The 20,638-nt window shown below is 64.2% G+C and carries 18 protein-coding genes and 1 pseudogene; 13 read left to right on the forward strand and 6 right to left on the reverse strand.

What is annotated here, in order from left to right:
• Nucleotides 1–61: 61 nt before the first annotated feature.
• Entirely contained in the window at nucleotides 62–754 is a 693-nt protein-coding gene (locus B2790_RS11895) for an OmpA family protein (protein ID WP_025340371.1), read from the reverse strand.
• A gap of 159 nt (nucleotides 755–913) precedes the next feature.
• On the opposite strand from B2790_RS11895, the gene B2790_RS11900 reads away from it, so the two are divergent.
• From B2790_RS11900 to B2790_RS11915, 4 genes are read left to right on the forward strand one after another with little or no spacing between them, the layout of a single operon-like run.
• A complete protein-coding gene (locus B2790_RS11900) occupies nucleotides 914–1,408 on the forward strand; it encodes a DUF6231 family protein (protein ID WP_025340372.1) in 495 nt (164 codons plus the stop codon).
• A gap of 2 nt (nucleotides 1,409–1,410) precedes the next feature.
• Nucleotides 1,411–1,887 carry a YchJ family protein gene (locus B2790_RS11905; RefSeq protein WP_015271542.1) on the forward strand — a complete coding sequence of 159 codons (477 nt, stop codon included), beginning with the start codon at nucleotides 1,411–1,413 and terminating at the stop codon, nucleotides 1,885–1,887.
• Nucleotides 1,888–1,889: 2 nt separating this feature from the next.
• Nucleotides 1,890–2,375: an LEA type 2 family protein gene (locus B2790_RS11910; protein ID WP_075046129.1), complete on the forward strand. Its 486-nt coding sequence runs from the start codon at nucleotides 1,890–1,892 to the stop codon at nucleotides 2,373–2,375.
• A gap of 7 nt (nucleotides 2,376–2,382) precedes the next feature.
• Complete coding sequence (locus B2790_RS11915) at nucleotides 2,383–2,580, forward strand: SEC-C metal-binding domain-containing protein (protein ID WP_003258907.1); 198 nt, start codon at nucleotides 2,383–2,385, stop codon at nucleotides 2,578–2,580.
• 54 nt (nucleotides 2,581–2,634) lie between these two features.
• On the opposite strand, the gene B2790_RS11920 is transcribed toward B2790_RS11915, so the two are convergent.
• On the reverse strand, nucleotides 2,635–3,831 hold the full coding sequence (locus B2790_RS11920; RefSeq protein WP_286918902.1) for an MFS transporter: 1,197 nt from the start codon (nucleotides 3,829–3,831) through the stop codon (nucleotides 2,635–2,637).
• Nucleotides 3,832–3,985: 154 nt separating this feature from the next.
• Here B2790_RS11920 and B2790_RS11925 point away from each other — a divergent pair, with 154 nt between their 5' ends.
• Together B2790_RS11925 and B2790_RS11930 are read left to right on the forward strand one after the other, a co-directional pair.
• On the forward strand, nucleotides 3,986–5,326 hold the full coding sequence (locus B2790_RS11925) for a PLP-dependent aminotransferase family protein (protein WP_274079432.1): 1,341 nt from the start codon (nucleotides 3,986–3,988) through the stop codon (nucleotides 5,324–5,326).
• Nucleotides 5,327–5,429: 103 nt separating this feature from the next.
• Complete coding sequence (locus B2790_RS11930) at nucleotides 5,430–7,871, forward strand: penicillin acylase family protein (protein WP_286918903.1); 2,442 nt, start codon at nucleotides 5,430–5,432, stop codon at nucleotides 7,869–7,871.
• 43 nt (nucleotides 7,872–7,914) lie between these two features.
• On the opposite strand, the gene B2790_RS11935 is transcribed toward B2790_RS11930, so the two are convergent.
• Nucleotides 7,915–8,340 (reverse strand): type II toxin-antitoxin system HicB family antitoxin, encoded by a 426-nt coding sequence (locus B2790_RS11935; protein WP_038408384.1) that lies wholly within the window; start codon nucleotides 8,338–8,340, stop codon nucleotides 7,915–7,917.
• A 183-nt stretch (nucleotides 8,341–8,523) separates the two neighbouring features.
• Between B2790_RS11935 and B2790_RS11940 the strand changes: the two genes are divergently transcribed.
• The 5 genes and pseudogenes from B2790_RS11940 (at nucleotide 8,524) to pdeM (ending at nucleotide 15,702) form a co-directional block, all read left to right on the forward strand.
• Complete coding sequence (locus B2790_RS11940; RefSeq protein ID WP_286918904.1) at nucleotides 8,524–9,540, forward strand: ligase-associated DNA damage response exonuclease; 1,017 nt, start codon at nucleotides 8,524–8,526, stop codon at nucleotides 9,538–9,540.
• Nucleotides 9,537–11,195 carry an ATP-dependent DNA ligase gene (locus tag B2790_RS11945; RefSeq protein WP_286918905.1) on the forward strand — a complete coding sequence of 553 codons (1,659 nt, stop codon included), beginning with the start codon at nucleotides 9,537–9,539 and terminating at the stop codon, nucleotides 11,193–11,195. Before B2790_RS11940 ends, B2790_RS11945 begins: the two co-directional genes overlap by 4 nt.
• 222 nt (nucleotides 11,196–11,417) lie before the next feature.
• Entirely contained in the window at nucleotides 11,418–12,533 is a 1,116-nt protein-coding gene (locus tag B2790_RS11950) for a succinylglutamate desuccinylase/aspartoacylase family protein (RefSeq protein ID WP_286918906.1), read from the forward strand.
• 67 nt (nucleotides 12,534–12,600) lie between these two features.
• Nucleotides 12,601–15,052 (forward strand): annotated as a pseudogene (locus tag B2790_RS11955) (ligase-associated DNA damage response DEXH box helicase).
• Nucleotides 15,049–15,702 carry a ligase-associated DNA damage response endonuclease PdeM gene (gene pdeM, locus B2790_RS11960; protein ID WP_274120314.1) on the forward strand — a complete coding sequence of 218 codons (654 nt, stop codon included), beginning with the start codon at nucleotides 15,049–15,051 and terminating at the stop codon, nucleotides 15,700–15,702. Before B2790_RS11955 ends, pdeM begins: the two are co-directional and overlap by 4 nt.
• A 10-nt stretch (nucleotides 15,703–15,712) precedes the next feature.
• On the opposite strand, the gene B2790_RS11965 is transcribed toward pdeM, so the two are convergent.
• Nucleotides 15,713–15,940, reverse strand: a complete 228-nt coding sequence (locus tag B2790_RS11965; protein WP_003254918.1) for a hypothetical protein — start codon at nucleotides 15,938–15,940, stop codon at nucleotides 15,713–15,715.
• Between the two features lie 93 nt (nucleotides 15,941–16,033).
• Nucleotides 16,034–16,600, reverse strand: coding sequence for a dCTP deaminase (dcd, locus tag B2790_RS11970; RefSeq protein WP_003258001.1), 567 nt, complete (start codon nucleotides 16,598–16,600; stop codon nucleotides 16,034–16,036).
• A 328-nt stretch (nucleotides 16,601–16,928) separates the two neighbouring features.
• On the opposite strand from dcd, the gene B2790_RS11975 reads away from it, so the two are divergent.
• On the forward strand, nucleotides 16,929–17,138 hold the full coding sequence (locus B2790_RS11975; RefSeq protein ID WP_003254922.1) for a cold-shock protein: 210 nt from the start codon (nucleotides 16,929–16,931) through the stop codon (nucleotides 17,136–17,138).
• A gap of 186 nt (nucleotides 17,139–17,324) precedes the next feature.
• Here B2790_RS11975 and apbC read toward each other — a convergent pair whose 3' ends face one another.
• Nucleotides 17,325–18,419, reverse strand: a complete 1,095-nt coding sequence (gene apbC / locus B2790_RS11980; RefSeq protein ID WP_016713757.1) for an iron-sulfur cluster carrier protein ApbC — start codon at nucleotides 18,417–18,419, stop codon at nucleotides 17,325–17,327.
• 158 nt (nucleotides 18,420–18,577) lie between these two features.
• Between apbC and metG the strand changes: the two genes are divergently transcribed.
• Complete coding sequence (gene metG / locus B2790_RS11985; RefSeq protein ID WP_015271555.1) at nucleotides 18,578–20,617, forward strand: methionine--tRNA ligase; 2,040 nt, start codon at nucleotides 18,578–18,580, stop codon at nucleotides 20,615–20,617.
• Nucleotides 20,618–20,638 lie beyond the last annotated feature (21 nt).

Raw genomic sequence — 20,638 nt, forward strand, 5'->3', positions numbered from 1 at the left:
ACGGCTGACCGCCGTTGAAGGCGCGCCCGTGCCACTGCTCAAGGCACGGGCGCACGCCGTTCTACCGCTGGATCTTGATCTCGGTACGGCGGTTCATGGCGCGCCCATCGGCCGTGGCGTTGTCTGCCACCGGCTGGGTTTCACCAGCACCGACCACCGACACGAAGCTGCTGCGCGGCACACCGCTCTCGACCAGGTAATCGGTCACCGAGTGGGCTCGGCGCTCGGACAGTTTCTGGTTGTAGCTGTCGGAGCCGACGCTGTCGGTATGGCCGCTGACGCTCAGGCGGGCGGACGGCGCTTCCTGTTTCAGGCGCGTGGCAATGGTGTTGAGGCGCTCCTTGTCGCTGGCGGTCAGGCGCGCAGAGTCGAACTCGAAGTGCACATCGCGGATGACGATGACTTCTTCCTTCTGCACCACCACTTCCTCGACCACCGCGGCCGGCTCTGGCGGGCAGCCGTTGGCATCGACCTGCACACCGCGCGGGGTGCCTGGGCACTTGTCACGGCTGTCCGGCACGCCGTCGCCATCCTCGTCGCCATCGCCATGGGCCCAGCAATAGCCCGCCGCCAGGCCACCGCCCAGCAACGCGCCCCAACCAGCCCAGCTGGAGCTCTCGATGGCGCCCAGGGCAGCGCCGCTTACACCCCCGACGGCGGCACATTTCGGCCAGTCGGTCTTTTGCAAACCTGCACAACCAGTCAACACACTGGTGAGCAGAACCAGGGGTATCGCTGTGCGTACTATGCTCATTTCATTGCTTCTCCTAGGGGGAATCGGCATAAGGCCGATTTCAGGGAGTAAAGACCGAGCATCTGATCCCTGCCACCAATAAGCCACGACACAGTCACATGCCTCTTTGCCCGCACGCTGCGGCCCGCTAGTCTTGGACGACTTCAACGAGGATTGCCAATGACCGACGGTTTTTCCCAGCGCACCCCGCAGCAGGCCCTGGCGGCCCTGCTCGAGCGCTTCACCCCGCAACGCCTGCTGCTGGTGGGCACGCGCTTCCCGGCGCTGGACGCCTTCGCCCAGGCGCACCCACAGGTAACCATCGCCACGGCCGCCCCAGGCCCGTTGCCGGCCGAACTGGCAGCCCAGCGCTTTGACCTGGCGGTACTGGTGGACTGCCTGGAGCACCTGCCCAAACGCACCGGCCTGGAATTGCTCGGCGGCATTCGCAACCTCAATGCCAGCCGGGTCGCGGTGCTGGCCGACCTGGCCGCCTGTGGCTGGCAAGACACCGATTTCTTTGCCCTGGCCCTGTCGGCCAGCGAGAAATTCCGCCGTGACCAGCAGGTATTGAGCCTGTTCACCTATGATCTACATGACTACAAGCAGGTACCGGACTGGCTGAATGCCAAGTTCTGGGCCAACCCTGAAAACTTCGGCAAGTACTGGTGGTGATGATGAGTGTCTCGGTCTGCCCTTGTGGCAGTGGCAACCTGCTCGACGCCTGCTGCGGGCATTACCATGCCGGCACCCCGGCACCTGATGCCCAGGCGCTGATGCGCTCACGCTACAGCGCTTACGTGCTGGGCCTGGTCGACTATCTGGTGGCCACCACCCTGCCCGCCCAGCAAGCCGGCCTGGACCGTGCCGCCATGGCCGCCTGGAGCGCCCAGAGCACCTGGCTGGGCCTGGAGGTGGAAAGCGCAGAGGTGCTGGGCGGCCAGCCGGAGCACGGCTTTGTCACCTTCACTGCACGCTGGCACGACCAGGAGGGTGACCATCAGCACCGCGAACGCTCGGCATTCGTCCAGCATGCCGGGCGCTGGTACTTCATCGACCCCACGGTCGGGCTCAAGGCCGGGCGCAACGACCCCTGCCCCTGCGCCAGCGGCCAGAAGTTCAAGAAATGCTGCGCCAGTTACGTGGGTAGCTGAACATGATCGCCCGCACCCGCCCGCTGCTGCTCGCCACCCTGATGGCATGCCTGGCACTGCTGGCGGGCTGCGCCAGCTGGGGCAGTGACGACTGGCGCGAGCCCGAGGTGCACCTGGTCGAAGTGGAGACGGTCAAGGCCAGGTTGCTGGAGCAGGAGTTCGTGCTGCATCTGCGAATCGACAACCCCAATGACAGCCGCCTGTTCATCCGCAACCTGTCGTACGCCATACGCCTCAACGACCTGTTGCTGGTGCAGGATGAAACCAGCGTGTGGCGCAGTGTCGGCGGGCATGCCCGGCGTACTTTCAAGATCACCGCGCGGACCAACCTGTGGCAGCACCTGAAACCACTGGCCAAGCTGCTGAAAAGCGAACAACCGCTGCACTACAGCCTGCAGGGCGAGCTGGCGACCGGGTTGCTCATCCATCGGGACCTGCACTTGTCGCGCAGTGGTGAGATAATCCCCGGCGATTACAAACCGGAGTAACCCTGCAATGTCCCAGCAACCCCACGTTCATGGCCCTGACTGCAACCACGATCATGATCACCACCACGATCATGGCCATGTACACGGCCCGCACTGCAACCACGGCCACCAGGAGCCGGTACGCAACGCCCTGAAGGACGTTGGCCGTAACGACCCGTGCCCGTGCGGTAGCCAGAAAAAGTTCAAGAAGTGCCACGGCGCCTGACCTGAACAGCGCTTGCGCGTCCCTGCCGCGGGCCGCGCAGTGGGTAGCCGGGGCCTAGCTGGCCCTGGCAGGCCCTGAAACCTTGCGCTGCAGCAACCCTGCGGTGGCCATGAGCAGCACGATGCACAGGGCCATGCAAATGGCATTGGTGCCATCCCAACCGACCGTGCCCAGCAACAGCGACGGGCTGAATGCGCCAATGGTCGCGAACACCGCGATGGCCAGATCGTTCTTCCCCTGCATCCGCATCGCTGCCGGGCTGTTTTGCAGCGTCTGCGCCAACAGCGCCCCACCGCCCACGTAGGTCAGGTTCCAACCCAGGCCCAGGGCTATCAGTGACAAGGTCATCATCGCGTAGCTGTGCGACCACATGTTCATGGCCGTGCAACCGATCAGCAGGCCCAGGCCGAGACAGATGGTGGCCCGGATGCCGAGCTTGTGGATGATGGCGCCGGTGAAGAACGACGGCGCAAACATGGCAATCACATGCCATTGAATCGCCAGGCGAACGTCGGAAAAGTCCTCATGCATGTGTTTCATGTGCATGGACGCCTGGATCATCAGCAAATTCATGATCCCATAGCCCAGCGCGGCCACTGCCATGGCCACGGCAACCACCGGGCTCAGCGGCTCGGCGGTCGTGCCAGCCGGTTTCGCTGCACGGACGTTACTGGCGGTGCCGGTATCGCCGGGCAGGCAGGCCGCTGTCAGCAACGACATCACCGCCAGGCCGACAAAAGCGGCGTAGCACAGCGAAAACAGCGGATACCCACCAACGTCCCTCAGGCACTCGGTGAGCGCCGGCCCGACCACGGCGGCGATCACCCCACCGGCCACGACCAGGGAAAGCGCCTTGGGCTTCAGGTTCTGGGCCAGATTGTCGGTGGCCGCGAAGCGGTTGAAGTTGGCAAACGCAATGTAGATGCCCAATGCCGAATGGCTGATCACCAGCATCGGGAACTGCTGGTACTGCACCGCCAGGTAACCACTGATGCCAGACACCGCCAAAGGGATCGAGCCCAGCATGAAGGCGCGCTTGCGGCCAATACGGCTCATCAGCCTGGAGACTGGATAGGTGGCCAGCATCAGGCAGAGGAACTGGAAACCATAGGGCACGGTGGACCACGTGGCGGCAGGCGCCAGCGCCGCCCCGACAATGGCCGCCATGGTCACGGACATGACCGCAGTCGTCAGGTTGATCGATTGCGCGGTGAAATACAGGTACGTGCGCCGCGGGAGTGTGCTCGACATAGCGTGTGCTCACGGTTGGTGGACGGGTCGATTCGGCATTGGGAAAGCTGCCGACAGGTGCATGGTCGCATCTGCCGTGCCCTGAAATTCGAACAGTCGACGCGCTTTCCGGTTAACTGTTAGGCTGTTTTTTCTAACAGCTGCTGGACCCGCCATGCGCCCGCACAGCCTTCATGACCAGTTGAAACAGCGCCTCGAAGCCGGCGAATGGCTGCCCGGCCAGCGCATGCCGTCCATCCGCAAGCTGACGGCGGCGGTTGGCTGCAGCTACCACGATGTCGTCTCCAGCTATGCCCGGCTGGTCAGCGAAGGTGTGTTGACTGCCATTCCTGGCCGCGGCTACTTCGTCGCCAGCCACACACGGCAAACCGGCGCAGTGGATGCGCCCGCAGGCATGGCCGGCGACCCACTGTTCAAGCTGCTGCAGGGGGGCCAGCACTACATCAAACTGGGCAGCGGCTGGCTGCCACCCGCCTGGCGTGACACCGAGCTGCTGGCCAAGGCGATTCGGCGCACGGCGCGGCTGGAGCAGAGCTCGTTGGCGGAATATGGCGACATCCAGGGCTACCTGCCCATGCGCAAACAGCTGTGCGTGCACCTGAAACGCCTGACCCGTGTCGATGCCCGGCCAAGCCAGTTGCTGACTACGCTGGGCGCCACACAAGCGCTGGACCTGGTGGCGCGGTTGTTGATCAAGCCAGGCGATCACGTGTTCGTCGACGAGCCCGGCAACGGCAACCTGATCAAACTGATCCAGTTGGCCGGCGGCCACGTGGTCGGGGTGCGCCGAACCCAGGACGGACCAAGCGTGGAAGACATGCAGGAGCACCTGGCCAGGCACAAGGTGAAGGCGTTCTTCTGCAACAGCACCTTCCACAACCCGACCGGCGGCAACATCAGCCCGCACAATGCCTTCAGCGTCCTGCGCCTGGCGGTGGAACACGACTTCTTCGTGGTCGAGGACGATGTCTACGGCGACTTCAGCCCGGGTGTGCGCCAGACCTTTGCCGAACTGGACAACCTTGAGCGGGTCATCTACATCGGCAGCTTCTCGAAATGCCTGTCCGCTTCATTGCGCGTGGGCTACATCGCCTGCTCGGCAGAGCTTATAGAGCCGCTGACGCGCCTGAAGCTGCTGACCTGCGTGGCGGTGCCGGCGTTTTGCGAACGCTTCGTCAACACCATCTTGTCCGACGGCACCTATGCCCGGCACATGCAAGACCTGCAGCAGCGCCTGATCCGGCAGCAGGCGCAGACCCAGCAGTTGTTGCGGGCGCGTGGCTGGCAGTTCGACATAACGCCCCAAGGCGGCATGTTCCTGTGGGTCTACCACCCCGAACTGGCCGACCTGCAGCCTTTCATGCGTCGCCTGGAACAGCACAAGGTGCTATTGATGCCAGGCTCGGCCTTTGCCGTCAGCCGTGACTATCAACGCCTTGCTCGCATCAATTGCACGCACTTTTCCGACGCCGTGGCCGAACATTTCAAGGTTTGAGTCGGCACTGGCAAATAAACCGCCCAGGGACCTTGCACGGCGCCTGCGCGCTCACTACCTTAGCGCCTTTCGAAACCCGCCACGCCTTGCAGGAGCCCTTGTCATGGCCGCCTCCGCCTTTCCTCCATTCCGCCCGCGGTTCGCAACCGCTGCCACGCTGCTCGGCATGCTCGGGCTGGCCGGCTGCCAGACGGGCGGCTACCAGGGCAGCGTGCCACCGACCAGCGGCGTGCAGCCGCTCAAGGGCCTGGCGCAGAACGTCTCGGTACGGCGCAACGCAATGGGCGCACCACTGATCGAAAGCAGCAGCTTCCATGACGCCCTGTTCAGCCTGGGCTATGTGCATGCCGGCGACCGCATCGAGCAGATGGTCGCCATGCGCCTGCTGGCGCAAGGCCGCCTGGCCGAGCTGGCCGGCAGCGACGCGCTGGACATCGACCGCCTGATGCGCGCGGCCAACCTCAAGCAGAGCGCCGCCCAGCAGTACGCCGACGCGTCGCCACGGCTCAAGCGCTTCTTCGAAGTGTATGCACGCGGGGTCAACGCCTACCTGTTCCGCTACCGCGACAAGCTGCCCGCCGGCCTGGCCAGCAGTGGCTACCGCCCCGAATACTGGAAGCCCGAAGACTCGGCGCTGATCTTCAGCCTGTATGCGTTCAGCCAGTCGGTGAACCTGCAGGAAGAACTGAGCGCCCTGACCCTGGCGCAGAAAGCCGGCAGCGACAAGCTGGCCTGGCTGCTGCCCGGTGCCCCGGACGAGCCGTTGGCCGAAGCCGAAGTGGACAAGCTCAAGGGCCTGAACCTCGCCAGCCAGTTGCCGGGGCTACCGGCCCTGGCAGCTGCCAGCCAGAAGCTGGCCGACCTTGACCTACTGGGCAGCCCGGGCTCGGCCAACCTGGCCCTGGCGCCGCAGCGCAGCCGTAGCGGCAAGAGCCTGCTGGCCAGCGACAGCCGAGCCGCCTGGGCCCTGAGCCCGGTACAGATCCACACCGGCAAGTACCAGGTCGCCGGCCTGTCGTTGCCCGGCCTGCCGATCGTGCTGGCCGGCTACAACGGCAAGCTGGCCTGGAGCAGCAGCGCGGTCATGGCCGACAACCAGGACCTGTACCTGGAGCAACTGCGCCACCAGGGCAGCCAGCTGAGCTACCTGGCCGACGGCAAATGGCTGCCGGCCCGCGCCCGTAGCGAAACCTTCTTCGTCCGCGGCCAGCGCCCGCTGCGCGAGGTGATGTACGATACCCGCCACGGCACCCTGCTGGCCCAGCCAGGCAATGCCAGCCTGGGCCTGGCGCTGAACCTGCCACAGTTCAAGGGCGACCGCAGCCTGGATGCGCTGTTCGACCTGACCCGTGCCAAGAGCGTGGAGCGTGCCTTCGACAGCACCCGTGAAGTGACCGCCGCCGCCCTAAACTTCGTCTTCGCCGAACCCGAGCACATCGGCTGGCAAGTCAGTGGCCGCTACCCCAACCGCCGCGAAGGCCAGGGCCTGCTGCCCTCGCCGGGCTGGGACGGGCGCTACGACTGGGACGGCTATGCCGACCCGATGCTGCACCCTTACGACCAGGACCCGCCCGCCGGCTGGATCGGCCACGCCAACCAGCGCAGCCTGCCGCGTGGCTATGGCATGCAGCTGTCCAGCACCTGGTACTACCCCGAGCGCGCCGAGCGCCTGGCCCAGCTGGCCGGCAATGGCCGCCACGACAGCCGCAGCCTGATGGCCCTGCAGAACGACCAGACCACCCTGCTGGCCGACAAGCTCAAGCAGATGTTCGACGCCCCGGGCATGGCCCAGCCGCTCAAGCAGGCGATCGACGCCCTGCCCGCCGCACAGCGCGACAAGGCCCGCGACGCGCTGGCCCGGCTCAAGGCCTTCGATGGCCGCCTGAGCCCGGTATCGGCCGATGCCGCACTGTACGAACTGTTCCTCCAGGAAGTGGCCCGGCAAACCTTCCTCGACGACCTGGGCCCGGAATCCGGCCCGGCCTGGCAGGCTTTCGTCAGCAATGCGCGGTTGTCGTTCTCGGCGCAGGCCGACCACCTGCTGGGCCGCGACGACAGCCCGTTCTGGGATGACCGCAGCACGCCGCAGAAAGAAGACAAGCCGGCCATTCTCGCCCGCAGCCTGGCTGGCGCGGTGGATGCCGGCACCGCGCAACTGGGCGCCGACCGCCGCGCCTGGCAGTGGGGCAAGCTGCACCAGTACCGCTGGCCTGCACCGGCCTACCATGGCCTGGGCGACGCCCTTGGCCGCTCGCCGCTGGCTGCCGGTGGCGACTTCACCACCCTGGCCCTGACGCCATACACCTGGGGCAGTGACTTCGACACCCGCCTGCCGGCCTCGGCGCGGATGATCGTCGACTTCGGCCAGGCCGAGCCATTGCAGGTGCTGACCAGCAGCGGGCAATCCGGCAACCCGGCCAGCACGCATTACAGCGATGGGCTGGATGCCTGGTTCAAAGGGCGCTTCATGAGCCTGCCACTGCAGCAGCAGAACTTCGGGCGGGCGTATGGCAACCAGCGTTTGACCCTGGTGCCCGGCAAGTAAACCTCTCAATCAAGCCGCCACCTGTGGCGGCTTGGGCTATGCACTAAACAGCAACGACTGAAAGCTCGATCCGCTGTCCCAACACGTGCAGCGCATGCTCGACCTGCTCGATCTTGGAACGGTGCAGCAGATCGACCAGACGATCGACCTGGGGACGATTCACTCCAAGTCGGCGCGCCATCTCGGTCTTGCTGATTTTTTGTGCAACCATCGTATTCCACAACGCTGCCTTCGCGGCGGTCAGGGCTGGCAGACGTACGACGGGTTGACCTTCGGTTGGTGTTGCAGGCAGCGGAATAGCTATTTTTTGATCCACATAGAACGAAAGTGCGGACTCCAAGGCATCCACGGCATCGAACAGAGCTTCCTCCGAAGTGTCACCTGCGCAGGCCATCTCAGGCACATCGGGACAACTCACCCAGACACTGCCGTCTTCCAGATGAACGACTACCGGATATTCGAATACCATCACGTGCTCCCCTAAACCGTTCATGATTTCAACCCTAGGTCCTCGACCTGAGGACACAGTTAACCGCAAAAGGCGGTTCGGCATTTCTGAATGGCAAGTAGTCCATTTCGCTTGTTAAAACGTTCGAACTCTCATGACATTCCCGCGCTCCTAACAAGAACGTCGGCCACCAGCGCCCATACCATGGACCTCGTCATCGCCCGCCCCGAAGGCCTGTACTGTCCGCCCGGTGATTTCTACATCGACCCCTGGCGGCCAGTGGAGCGTGCCGTCATCACCCACGGCCACGGCGACCATGCCCGCGTCGGCAACCGCCATTACCTCACCGCCGCCCCAGGCGCCGGCATCCTGCGCAGCCGCCTGGGCCAGGACATCAACCTGCAAACCCTGCCGTACGGCGAACACCTGCTGCACCATGGCGTAACCCTGAGCCTGCACCCGGCCGGGCATGTACTGGGCTCGGCGCAAGTGCGTCTGGAGTACCAGGGCGAGGTCTGGGTCGCCTCCGGCGACTACAAAGTGGAACCCGACGGCACCTGCACGCCGTTCGAACCGGTGCGCTGCCACACGTTCATCACCGAATCGACCTTCGGCCTGCCCATCTACCGTTGGCCCAGCCAGGGCGAGATCTTCACCGGCATCAATACCTGGTGGCGCGCCAATAGCGAACAGGGCAAAGCCAGCGTGCTGTTCTGCTATGCCTTCGGCAAGGCCCAGCGAATCCTCCATGGGCTGGACGCCAACATTGGTCCTGTCCTCGTGCATGGCGCTGTCGAACCACTCAACCGGGTGTACCGGGACGCTGGCGTCTACCTTCCGCAAACCCGCTATGTCGGCGATATCCCACGCAACGACCCGCTGCTGCGCCAGGCACTGGTCCTGGCACCGCCTTCGGCGGGTGGCAGCAGCTGGATGCGCCGTTTCGGCGACTACAGCGATGCCTTTGCCAGTGGCTGGATGCTGTTGCGCGGCACCCGCCGCCGGCGCGGGGTAGACCGAGGTTTCGTGCTCTCGGACCATGCCGATTGGCCGGGGTTGCTCTGGGCCATCGGCCAGACTGGCGCAGAACGCGTGATGGTCACCCATGGCTCGGTCAATGTGCTGGTGCGCTACCTTATCGAACAAGGCCTCGATGCCCGCGCCTTCGTGACCGAGTACGGCGAGGAAGATGACGTGGTAGCTGCGGAGCCAGACGCATGAAGGCATTCGCCGAGCTGTACCTGAGGCTGGATGCGACCACCTCCAGCACTGCAAAGCTCACGGCGCTACGCGACTACTTCAGCACCGCCCCGGCTGTGGATGCCGCCTGGGCGGTGTACTTCCTGGTAGGTGGCCGCCCTCGCCAACTGGTGCCTACACGCGTGCTGCGGGAGCTGGCTGGCAGGTTGGCGGGGCTGCCTGACTGGCTGTTCGAGGAATGCTACCAGGCCGTTGGCGACCTGGCCGAAACCATCTCCCTGCTGGTACCGGAAAGCCACCACCCTGGCGACGACGGCCTCGCCCGCTGGGTCGAAGCCCATCTGTTGCCATTGCGTGGCCTGCCGGTCGAGGAGATCCAGCAACGCCTGCCGCCTCTTTGGGCGCAGTTGGACCGCCCCAGCCTGATGCTCTGCCTGAAACTCATCACTGGCAGCTTTCGCGTGGGGGTATCGAAGCTGTTGGTCACTCGCGCCCTCGCGCAACTGGCCGGGCTGGATGCCAAACGCGTGGCCCAGCGCCTGGTTGGCTACACCGACATCAGCCACCGCCCGACGGCAGCCAGCTATCAACGGCTGATAGCCCCGGAATCAGACGATGAACATAGCCAGCGTGGCGGCCAGCCCTACCCGTTTTTTCTGGCCCACCCCCTGCAGGTACCAACCGAACAGCTCAATGCACTGCTCGGGCCGCCAAGCGAATGGCAGATCGAATGGAAATGGGATGGCATTCGCGCCCAGGTGGTCAAGCGCGAAGGCCAACTGTGGGTCTGGTCACGCGGTGAGGAACTGGTCACCGAACGCTTCCCCGAATTGCACAGCCTGGCGCAGACGCTACCCGACGGTGTCGTGCTCGATGGCGAGATCCTGGTGTGGAAACCCGGCGGCTCAGCGGCTGAACTGGCTGTACAACCCTTTGCCATGTTGCAGCAGCGCCTGGGTCGCAAGACCTTGGGCAAGAAGCTGCTGAGCGACGCGCCGGTCGTGCTGCAGGCCTACGACCTGCTGGAATGGCAAGGCGAGGACTGGCGCAGCCGGCCGCAGCATGCACGCCGCCAACAGCTGGAACACGTGCTTGAGCAGCACCCATTGGCCCCGGTGTTGCTCTCGCCTCTACTCGAAGGCCGGGACTGGGCCGACCTTGCCTGCCAGCGGGAACAGTCCCGCAGCCTGGGGGTGGAAGGGCTGATGCTGAAACAGCGCGAGGCGTTGTATGGCGTGGGGCGCACCAAGGACATGGGCATCTGGTGGAAGTGGAAGATCGACCCATTCAGCGTCGATGCCGTGCTGATCTATGCCCAGCGCGGCCACGGCCGGCGGGCCAGCTTGTACAGCGACTACACCTTCGCCGTGTGGGACGCGCCAGCCGGTACGCCGGGTCGGGCACTGGTCCCCTTTGCCAAGGCCTATTCGGGGCTCAGTGATGAAGAAATGCGTAAGGTCGACGCCATCATCCGCAAGACCACGGTTGAAACCTTCGGGCCGGTGCGCAGCGTGACGCCGACGCTGGTGTTCGAGCTTGGCTTCGAGGGCATCGCGCTGTCCAGGAGGCACAAGAGCGGCATTGCCGTGCGCTTTCCGCGGATGCTGCGCTGGCGGCTGGACAAGCCAGTGGAAGAAGCGGATGACCTGGCTACATTGCAGGCGCTGCTGGCCTGAAACCAATTCGATACCACGTTGGCTTTTTCGCGGGCTCGCCCGCTCCCACAGGTTCATCACAGGCCCGAGGATTGTGAGGTTCCTTGTGGGAGCGGGCGCGCCCGCGAAGAAGCCGACGCGGTAATCGGGGCGCAATCGAAGGAGGCGCAAGCCCGAAAACTGTGCTTCCATCTCTGTGCCGACTGTGTCGCAGACCGTTTTCGCCACGCACCCAGGACCACCATGCACCATTCAACTCACGACCTGCTCTCGCCCGTTCCGGGCATTACCCGCCAGTTGCACAGCTTCCACTTCGGACCTCGCAGTGGCGGCAAAGTCTATATTCAGGCCTCGCTGCATGCCGACGAGCTGCCCGGCATGCTGGTGGCCTGGCACCTCAAGCGCCGCCTGGGTGAACTGGAACAGCAAGGCCGCCTGCAGCGCGAGATCATCCTGGTGCCGGTGGCCAACCCGGTCGGCCTGGAACAAGTGCTGCTGGACGCGCCGCTGGGGCGTTTCGAACTGCAAAGCGGCGAAAACTTCAACCGTAACTTCGTCGACCTTTCCGACAGCATCGGCGACCAGATCGAAGAACACCTGACCGAAGACCCGGCACACAACCTCGCGCTGATCCGCGAATACCTGCGCCGGGGGCTGGACGCACACCCGGCGCGCACACCGCTGCAGGCCCAACGCCTGATACTGCAGCGCCTGGCCTGCGATGCCGACATGGTGCTGGACTTGCACTGCGACTTCGAGGCGGTCGAGCACCTGTACACCACGCCAGACGCCTGGCCGCAGATCGAACCGCTGGCCCGCTACCTGGGTGCCCAAGCCAGCCTGCTGGCCACCGATTCGGGCGGGCAGTCGTTCGATGAATGCTTCAGCCTGGTCTGGTGGCAGCTGCAACAACGCTTCGGCAAACGGTTCCCGATTCCGCTGGGCTGCTGCTCGGTAACCGTCGAGTTGCGCGGCCAGGCCGATGTCAGCCATGACCTGGCCAGCAAGGACTGTCAGGCGATCCTCGACTTCCTTACCCATGCGGGGGTCATCGAAGGCGCAAGCCCGGCCCTGCCCGCCTTGCGCTGCTCGGCCACGCCGCTGGCCGCAGTAGAACCGGTGATAACGCCACTGGGCGGGTTGCTGGTGTACCACGCCCGGCCAGGCCAGCACCTGGAGGCGGGCCAGTTGATCGCTGAAGTCATCGACCCGCTCAGCGACCGGGTGACGGCCATCCGCAACAGCCAGCCCGGCCTGCTGTATGCACGTAACGTACGGCGCATGGCTACCGCAGGCATGGTCATCGCCCACGTCGCAGGCGAGCAGGTGTGCCGCAGCGGCTATCTGCTGGCAAACTGATTCGGTAAAACCATTGCGCCTGGCTGGTTGTCTCTAGAAACAAAGCCACCGAAGGACCCTATGCCCCATGCCCGCCGCCACCGACCTCGCCAAGGCCTGGTTCGCCAAGCGTGGCTGGAAGCCTTTCGCTTTCCAGCGCCGTGTATGGGCGGCCGTGGACCGGGGCGAATCCGGCTTGCTGCATGCCAGTACCGGTGCCGGCAAGACCTACGCGGTATGGCTCGCCGCGCTGCGGGCCTTCAAGGCCGAAGCCCAGGGGCGTCATGCTGCACCCTTGCAGGTGGTGTGGGTTACCCCCATGCGAGCCTTGGCCGCCGACACCGCCCGCGCATTGCAGATGCCGCTGGACGACCTGGGCCTGCCCTGGAGCGTGGGCATTCGCAGCGGCGACACCGGCAGCGCCGAACGTGCCCGGCAAGCACGGCGCCTGCCCAGCGTACTGGTCACTACCCCTGAAAGCCTTACGCTGCTGTTGACCCGGGCACAAGCTCGCGAAGACTTCGCCACACTGCGCCTGGTAGTGGTGGACGAATGGCACGAACTGCTGGGCAACAAGCGCGGGGTACAACTGCAACTGGCGCTGGCCCACCTGCGCCACTGGCACCCGAGCCTGCCGACCTGGGGCCTGTCCGCCACCCTCGGCAATCTTCAACATGCGCTGGACGTATTGCTGCCACAAGGCGGCTTGCTTGTACAAGGCAGACAAGACAAGCCGCTGCAGGTCGATACCCTGCTGCCAACGGCCATCGAGCGCTTCCCCTGGGCAGGGCACATGGGCTTGAAGATGCTCGACCAGGTCAGCCGGGAGATCGATGCCAGCACCAGTTGCCTGGTATTCACCAACACGCGGGCGCAGGCCGAACTCTGGTACCAGGCCCTGCTCGAAGCACGCCCCGACTGGGCCGGCCTGATTGCCTTGCACCATGCCTCGCTGGCCCGCGATACCCGTGACTGGGTCGAGCGCAGCCTCAAGCAAGGCAGCCTGAAGGCAGTGGTCTGCACCTCCAGCCTGGACCTGGGGGTGGACTTCCTGCCCGTGGAGCGAGTACTGCAGATCGGTTCCGCCAAGGGCATTGCCCGCCTCGTGCAACGGGCCGGGCGCTCCGGCCACGCGCCGGGGCGGCGCTCCCGGGTTACTCTGGTGCCCACCCACAGCCTGGAACTGGTGGAAGCAGCCGCCGCCAGGCAGGCCTTGGCAGCCGGGCACATCGAGGCCCGTCATTCGCCGCGCTTGTGCATGGACGTGCTGGTGCAACACCTGGTCAGCATGGCCCTGGGCAGTGGCTTTCACCCGGAGCAGTTACTGGCCGAAGTGCGCAGCACCTGGGCCTTTCGCGAGTTGCGCGACAGCCAGTGGCAATGGGCGCTGGACTTCGTCTGCCATGGCGGCAGTTCACTCAGCGCCTACCCGGACTACCAGCGCGTCGAGCGCCAGGCCGACGGTGCTTACCGGGTTGCCAGCGAACGCCTGGCACGTCGCCACCGCATGAGTATCGGTACTATCGTCAGCGACGCCAGCCTGCAGCTCAAGTACTGGAGCAAGGGCGGTGGAGGCAAGGCGCTGGGCAGCGTCGAAGAGGCGTTCATTGCCCGTTTGCGCCCTGGCGATACCTTGGTGTTCGCCGGGCGAGTGCTGGAACTGGTGCGCGTGGAAAACATGACCGCCTACGTACGCCGCAGCACCGCGCAAGGCAGCGGTCGCTCGCTGGAATGGTGGCCGCATGCCGCTTTCCAGCGAACTGGCCGACGCACTGGTCGAACAGCTTGGCGCAGCATCCCAAGGGCGCTTCCAAGGCCCGGAGATGCGTGCAGTGCGCCCTCTGCTGACCTTGCAGGCGCTATGGTCGGCGCTGCCCACCCCCGGCAAGCTGCTGGCCGAGACCTTCAAGTCGCGCCAGGGTTGGCACCTGTTCCTGTACCCGTTCGCCGGACGCATGGCCAACCTTGGCCTGGCCAACCTGATTGCCTGGCGAGTGAGCCGCGTGCAGCCGCTTTCGGTTTCGATTGCCGTCAATGACTACGGGTTCGAACTGCTCAGCCCGGGCAACGTGGACTGGGCAACGCATCTGCCACAGGCGCTGGGTACCGAATACCTGCTGGAGGATGTGCTGGCCAGCCTCAATGCAGGAGAAATGGCATTGCGCCGTTTTCGCGAGATCGCGCAGATTGCCGGGCTGGTGTTTGGCGGGTATCCGGCGGCGCAGAAAAGCCTGAGGCAGATCCAGGCCTCCAGCGGGTTGTTCTATGAGGTATTTCGCAAGCACGACGCCGGCAACTTGCTGCTAGCCCAGGCTCGGGACGAAGTGCTGAATGAGGAACTGGAGATCGAGCGGCTGCACCGGCAATTGCTGAAAATGGGGCAGTTACGGCTGGAGCTGCGACAGCTTGAGCGGCCCGGGCCGTTGGCATTTGCCTTGTTGGTGGAAGGCATGCGCGAAACGTTGAGCACCGAGAAACTGGCGGACCGGATTGCCAGGATGGTCGCAGAGCTGAATAGTGCGGCGGACGCTACGAAATGACCAACTTTCTATCCATCGAACACCATGGCCAGGTGCTCTGGCTGCTTTCGGACAAGGCCATCTACTGGCCGGCCCGTCGTGCCCTGCTGGTGGCCGATGTGCACATCGGCAAGGCAGCAAGCTATCGCGCCCTGCACCAACCGGTGCCACGCGGCACCACCGAAGCGACACTCGAGCGCCTGGATGCATTGCTGGCCGCGCATGATTGCGAGCAACTGATCGTTCTTGGCGATTTCCTGCATGCACGAACAGCGCGGGCGCCAGCAACGCTCACCAGGCTGCAGACATGGAGGGAACGGCACAAGGCCCTGAAAATCGTGCTGATACGCGGCAATCATGATCGCAACGCCGGTGATCCACCCGTGTCGCTCGAAATAGAAGTCATGAACGAACCCTGGCTGCTGGAACCCTTCGCGCTCCAGCACGAACCCGAACCGCACCCCAGCCACCCGGTACTGGCAGGCCATGTACATCCGGTATTTGTACTGCGTGGCAAGGCTCGGCAACGCCTGCGACTGCCCTGCTTCCTGATCGATGGCCAGGTCAGCCTGTTGCCGGCGTTCGGTGAATTCACCGGGGGGTGGGAAATCACGCCCACGAGCGCCAGCCGGGTGTACCTGGCAGGGGCAGACCGTGTCTGGGCGCTCTAGCGGAGTTAACTCAGGCTACAGGCGCCGGAGGAGGCTCATCAGGCAAGGTTGGCTCGCCCGGTTCCATGGGTGGTGTTTCACCGGGCTCCGGCGGTTGCGGGGTATCCGGGTCAGGCTGGTGGGGCACGCCGCCCGCCTGCATGGGCAGCGGGTGTGCCAGCAGTGACCATGGCAGCAACCCGACGTGGTTGGGCTGCAGACCTGCCAGCTTGGCACTGATTGCGGGGTGGAGTTTCATTGGCTGCTCCTGACAAGGCCACTGCGCATCATGCGCACCGGCGTTATCCAGTTGGAGTGCCAAAGGCGCGGGGAATTCCCCGCGCTCGTCGGCTCAGGTACGCGGCAGGGTGACGCCGCGTTGGCCCTGGTACTTGCCGCCACGGTCCTTGTACGACACTTCGCATTCTTCGTCGGACTGCAGGAACAGCATCTGGGCCACACCTTCGTTGGCGTAGATCTTCGCCGGCAGCGTGGTGGTGTTGGAGAACTCCAGTGTCACATGGCCTTCCCACTCGGGCTCGAGCGGGGTGACGTTGACGATGATGCCGCAACGGGCGTAGGTGCTCTTGCCCAGGCAGATGGTCAGCACATCACGCGGAATGCGGAAATACTCGACGGTGCGCGCCAGGGCGAAGGAGTTCGGCGGGATGATGCATACGTCGCTCTTGATGTCGACGAAACTGCCGGCATCGAAGTTCTTCGGGTCGACGGTGGCCGAGTTGATGTTGGTAAACACCTTGAATTCGTCGGCGCAGCGCACATCGTAACCGTAGCTGGAGACGCCGAAGGAGATCACCCGGCTGTCCTGTTCGCCGCGCACCTGGCGCTCGACGAACGGTTCGATCATGCCGTGTTCCTGCGCCATGCGGCGAATCCACTTGTCCGATTTGATGCTCATGGCGGGGTGTCCTGAAGAGTTGCGAGGTGAAAATTCGAGACGCGCATCTTACCGGTCCCAGCGCCCAGGTTAAAGTTCCATGCCTCATCCCGCGCCGGGCGGGGGCTGCAGCCGCCGTCGATCCGAATTTGCGTAAAGCGCCTTCTGACCATTGGCAGGTTGCGGAAAGTGGGGTAAGGTGGCGCCACTGTGCTGCACGTGACACCGAGAATCTCTAGTTTGATGCACGATCCTGATCGGCCCATCGCTGAATTTTCTGCTCTCTTTGCGCTCAGTCCCGGCCAGGGTTTTTCCTGACCGTTATCAAATTGTCCAAGGAGACAGAAAAATGTCCAACCGTCAATCCGGTGTTGTTAAGTGGTTCAACGATGAGAAAGGCTACGGCTTCATCACCCCTCAGTCGGGCGACGACCTGTTCGTGCACTTCAAAGCCATCCAAGCTGACGGCTTCAAAACCCTGAAAGAAGGCCAGGCTGTTACTTTCGTCGCTACCCGCGGCCAGAAAGGCATGCAGGCTGAAGAAGTTCAGATCGCCTAAGTCGATCGAAGCTTCCTAGCTTTCAAAAAACCCGCCTTCTGGCGGGTTTTTTTATGCCTGGCCGAAAGACCGAGTCGCCTGCTTCGCGGGCTTGCCCGCTCCCACAGGTACAACACAAGCTTCAAATGCTGTGCAGTCCCTGTGGGAGCGGGCAAGCCCGCGAAGAGAGCGACGCGATCTGACAGGTCAATCTTCGCTGATGGTAATGCTAGGCATCGCCGGCGCAGCAGCTTCCTGCAGCACGATCCGCGCGCCCACCTGGCGGGCCAGTTCCTGATAGACCATGGCAATCTGGCTTTCCGGCTCGGCGATCGCCGTCGGCTTGCCACTATCGGCCTGCTCGCGGATCAGCATCGACAGCGGCAACGACGCCAGCAGGTCGACGCCATACTGGCTCGCCAGCTTCTCGCCACCGCCTTCGCCGAACAGGTGCTCGGCATGGCCGCAGTTCGAGCAGATGTGCACAGCCATGTTCTCCACCACGCCCAGCACCGGGATGTTGACCTTGCGGAACATCTCCACGCCCTTCTTGGCATCCAGCAAGGCCAGGTCCTGCGGGGTGGTGACGATCACCGAACCGGCCACCGGTACCTTCTGCGCCAGGGTCAGCTGGATGTCACCGGTGCCCGGCGGCATGTCGATCACCAGGTAATCCAGGTCGTCCCAGGCGGTCTGGGTCACCAGCTGCAGCAGCGCGCCGGAAACCATCGGGCCACGCCATACCATCGGCGTGTTGTCGTCAGTCAGGAACGCCATGGACATGACTTCCACGCCATGGGCCTTGATCGGCACGAACCACTTCTGCTCGCGAATCTGCGGGCGAGTGCCTTCGGCGATGCCGAACATCACGCCCTGGCTGGGGCCATAGATATCGGCATCGAGAATACCCACCCGCGCACCCTCGCGGGCCAGCGCCAGGGCCAGGTTGGCCGCGGTGGTCGACTTGCCCACACCGCCCTTGCCCGAGGCCACGGCGATGATGTTCTTGACGTTGGCCATTGCCGGCACCTGGGCCTGGGCCTTGTGCGCGGCCACCACGCAGTCGATCGACACCTGGGCACTGCTGACGCCCTCGAGGTTGCCGATGGCGGTCTGCAACACCTGGGCCCAGCCGTTCTTGAACAGCCCTGCGGCATAACCCAGCTGCAACTGCACGCTGACCTGCCCGCCCTGGATATCGATGGCGCGCACGCAGCCGGCGCTGACCGGGTCCTGGTTCAGGTAGGGGTCGGTGTACTGGCGAAGCACGCCTTCGACGGCGGCACGGGTGACGGCACTCATGGAGACTCCCAATGGCAAACTGAATGTAAAACAGACGCCTATCCTAACCCGTCAATCGTCAGCAGATGCGCATGCGGGGTGAAATATCTTCGCCAGCCCTTTATAGTGGCCGATCAACCTCATTTTTACCCCGTCGCCAGATAAGTAGCCGAGCCACCATGTCCGAGCCACGTCAGATTCTCGTCACCAGCGCCTTGCCCTATGCCAACGGATCGATCCACCTTGGCCATATGCTCGAGTACATCCAGACAGACATGTGGGTCCGCTTCCAGAAGCTGCGCGGCAACCAGTGCATCTACGTCTGCGCCGACGACGCCCACGGTTCGGCCATCATGCTGCGCGCCGAGAAGGAAGGCATCACCCCGGAACAGCTGATCGCCAACGTCCAGGCCGAACACAGCAGCGACTTCGCCGACTTCCTGGTGGACTTCGACAACTTCCACTCCACCCACAGCGAAGAAAACCGCGAGCTGTCGGGCCTGATCTACGCGCGCCTGCGTGACGCCGGGCACATCGCCACCCGTTCGGTGACCCAGTACTTCGACCCGGAAAAGGGCATGTTCCTCGCCGACCGCTTCATCAAGGGCACCTGCCCCAAGTGTGCGGCCGAAGACCAGTACGGCGACAACTGCGAAAAATGCGGCGCCACCTACGCGCCCACCGAGCTGAAGAACCCCAAGTCGGCGATCTCCGGCGCCACCCCGGTACTGCGTGATTCCCAGCACTTCTTCTTCAAGCTGCCGGACTTCCAGGCCATGCTGCAGCAGTGGACCCGTAGCGGCACGCTGCAGGACGCGGTAGCCAACAAGTTGGCCGAATGGCTGGACTCGGGCCTGCAGGAATGGGACATCTCCCGCGACGCGCCGTACTTCGGCTTCGAGATCCCAGGCGAGCCAGGCAAGTACTTCTACGTGTGGCTGGATGCACCGATCGGCTACATGGCCAGCTTCAAGAACCTTTGTGCACGCCGCCCGGAGCTGGACTTCGACGCGTTCTGGAACGAAGGCTCCAAGGCCGAGCTGTACCACTTCATCGGCAAGGACATCGTCAACTTCCACGCCCTGTTCTGGCCAGCCATGCTCGAAGGCGCCGGCTTCCGCAAGCCGAGCGCGGTCAACGTGCACGGCTACCTGACCGTGAACGGCGCCAAGATGTCCAAGTCGCGCGGCACCTTCATCAAGGCCCGCACCTACCTCGACCACCTGCAGCCGGAATACCTGCGTTACTACTACGCGGCCAAGTTGGGCCGTGGCGTCGATGACCTGGACCTGAACCTGGAAGACTTCGTGCAGAAGGTCAACTCCGACCTGGTCGGCAAGGTGGTCAACATCGCCAGCCGCTGCGCCGGTTTCATTCACAAGGGCAACGAAGGCGTGATGGTGGCTGGCGATGCCGCACCGGAGCTGACCGAAGCCTTCCTGGCGGCCGCCCCGTCGATCGCCGACGCCTATGAAGGCCGCGACTTCGGCCGTGCCATGCGCGAAATCATGGCGCTGGCCGACCGTGCCAACGCCTGGATCGCCGACAAGGCACCATGGTCGCTGGCCAAACAGGAAGGCAAGCAGGATGAAGTGCAGGCCATCTGCGCCCAGGGCATCAACCTGTTCCGCCAACTGGTGATCTTCCTCAAGCCTGTCCTGCCAGTGCTGGCCGCCGACGCCGAGGCCTTCCTCAACGTGGCACCGCTGACCTGGAACGACCACCTGTCGCGCCTGGAAAACCACCAGCTGAACCCGTTCAAGGCGCTGATGAGCCGTATCGAACCGGCCAAGGTCGAAGCCATGGTCGCCGCCAGCAAGGAAGACCTGCTGGCCGCCGAAGCCAAGGCCCCGGCCGGCAACGGCGAGCTGGCCAAGGACCCGCTGTCGGCGGAAATCGAGTTCGACACCTTCGCAGCCGTCGACCTGCGCGTTGCACTGATCGTCAAGGCCGAGGCCGTGCCGGGTGCCGACAAGCTGCTGCAACTGACCCTGGACATCGGTGACGAGCGCCGCAACGTGTTCTCCGGCATCAAGTCGGCCTACCCCGACCCGTCCCAGCTGGAAGGCCGCCTGACCATGATGGTGGCCAACCTCAAGCCACGGAAGATGCGCTTTGGCGTGTCCGAAGGCATGGTCATGGCGGCCGGGCCTGGCGGTGAAGAAATCTACCTGCTGAGCCCGGACAGCGGTGCCAAGCCGGGCCAGCGCATCAAGTAACAAAACCTGCTGGACCTTGTG

The organism is Pseudomonas sp. UBA6753 (assembly GCF_002453565.1).
GTDB classification, from domain to species: Bacteria; Pseudomonadota; Gammaproteobacteria; order Pseudomonadales; family Pseudomonadaceae; genus Aquipseudomonas; species Aquipseudomonas putida_Z.

What these genes read in the sequence shown, in the direction of transcription:
- B2790_RS11930 (WP_286918903.1), top strand. Translation starts at nt 5,430, where the DNA reads ATGGCCGCCTCCGCCTTTCCTCCATTCCGCCCGCGGTTCGCAACCGCT.
- B2790_RS11920 (WP_286918902.1), bottom strand. Translation starts at nt 3,831, where the DNA reads ATGTCGAGCACACTCCCGCGGCGCACGTACCTGTATTTCACCGCGCAA.
- B2790_RS11945 (WP_286918905.1), top strand. Translation starts at nt 9,537, where the DNA reads ATGAAGGCATTCGCCGAGCTGTACCTGAGGCTGGATGCGACCACCTCC.
- B2790_RS11965 (WP_003254918.1), bottom strand. Translation starts at nt 15,940, where the DNA reads ATGAAACTCCACCCCGCAATCAGTGCCAAGCTGGCAGGTCTGCAGCCC.
- apbC (WP_016713757.1), bottom strand. Translation starts at nt 18,419, where the DNA reads ATGAGTGCCGTCACCCGTGCCGCCGTCGAAGGCGTGCTTCGCCAGTAC.
- B2790_RS11950 (WP_286918906.1), top strand. Translation starts at nt 11,418, where the DNA reads ATGCACCATTCAACTCACGACCTGCTCTCGCCCGTTCCGGGCATTACC.
- pdeM (WP_274120314.1), top strand. Translation starts at nt 15,049, where the DNA reads ATGACCAACTTTCTATCCATCGAACACCATGGCCAGGTGCTCTGGCTG.
- dcd (WP_003258001.1), bottom strand. Translation starts at nt 16,600, where the DNA reads ATGAGCATCAAATCGGACAAGTGGATTCGCCGCATGGCGCAGGAACAC.
- B2790_RS11900 (WP_025340372.1), top strand. Translation starts at nt 914, where the DNA reads ATGACCGACGGTTTTTCCCAGCGCACCCCGCAGCAGGCCCTGGCGGCC.
- B2790_RS11905 (WP_015271542.1), top strand. Translation starts at nt 1,411, where the DNA reads ATGAGTGTCTCGGTCTGCCCTTGTGGCAGTGGCAACCTGCTCGACGCC.
- B2790_RS11935 (WP_038408384.1), bottom strand. Translation starts at nt 8,340, where the DNA reads ATGGTATTCGAATATCCGGTAGTCGTTCATCTGGAAGACGGCAGTGTC.
- metG (WP_015271555.1), top strand. Translation starts at nt 18,578, where the DNA reads ATGTCCGAGCCACGTCAGATTCTCGTCACCAGCGCCTTGCCCTATGCC.
- B2790_RS11895 (WP_025340371.1), bottom strand. Translation starts at nt 754, where the DNA reads ATGAGCATAGTACGCACAGCGATACCCCTGGTTCTGCTCACCAGTGTG.
- B2790_RS11940 (WP_286918904.1), top strand. Translation starts at nt 8,524, where the DNA reads ATGGACCTCGTCATCGCCCGCCCCGAAGGCCTGTACTGTCCGCCCGGT.
- B2790_RS11925 (WP_274079432.1), top strand. Translation starts at nt 3,986, where the DNA reads ATGCGCCCGCACAGCCTTCATGACCAGTTGAAACAGCGCCTCGAAGCC.
- B2790_RS11975 (WP_003254922.1), top strand. Translation starts at nt 16,929, where the DNA reads ATGTCCAACCGTCAATCCGGTGTTGTTAAGTGGTTCAACGATGAGAAA.
- B2790_RS11910 (WP_075046129.1), top strand. Translation starts at nt 1,890, where the DNA reads ATGATCGCCCGCACCCGCCCGCTGCTGCTCGCCACCCTGATGGCATGC.
- B2790_RS11915 (WP_003258907.1), top strand. Translation starts at nt 2,383, where the DNA reads ATGTCCCAGCAACCCCACGTTCATGGCCCTGACTGCAACCACGATCAT.